The organism is Pseudovibrio sp. Ad37 (genome assembly GCF_001623075.1).
Lineage (GTDB): Bacteria > Pseudomonadota > Alphaproteobacteria > Rhizobiales > Stappiaceae > Pseudovibrio.
Window position 1 is genome coordinate 1 of the sequence record NZ_LMCF01000147.1, and the last position, 520, is coordinate 520.

The 520-nt window shown below is 50.6% G+C and carries 1 protein-coding gene; it reads right to left on the bottom strand.

Going from position 1 to position 520, the window contains the following annotated elements; all coding sequences use genetic code 11:
* A partial coding sequence (locus tag PsAD37_RS18950; protein WP_244272544.1) for an EF-Tu/IF-2/RF-3 family GTPase occupies positions 1-520 on the bottom strand: 520 nt, incomplete at both ends.

A 520-nucleotide genomic window follows, 5' to 3' on the forward strand; every position in this document is an offset into this window, starting at 1 on the left:
GACGGTAGTTGGTGAAGAATGGAGTGTGACGTCCACCCTCTTCCTTGGTGAGGATGTATGCCTCAGCCTTAAACTTAGTGTGAGGAGTAACGGAACCTGGTTTACAAAGAACCTGGCCACGCTCAACATCTTCACGACCAACACCACGGATCAATGCACCGATGTTGTCGCCAGCTTCACCCTGATCGAGCAGCTTGCGGAACATTTCAACACCAGTAACAGTGGTCTTAGATGTGTCTTTAACGCCAACGATCTCAACTTCGTCACCAACGTGAACGATGCCACGCTCTACACGACCGGTTACAACAGTACCACGGCCAGAGATAGAGAACACGTCTTCGATCGGCATCAGGAATGGCAGATCGCGTGGACGGTCAGGAGTTGGGATATAGTCGTCAACTGCAGCCATCAGCTCTACAATTTTGTCTTTGCCGATCGCGTCATCGCGGTCTTCAAGAGCAGCAAGTGCAGAACCAGCAATGATTGGAATATCATCGCCTGGGAATTCGTAGGAAGTGAT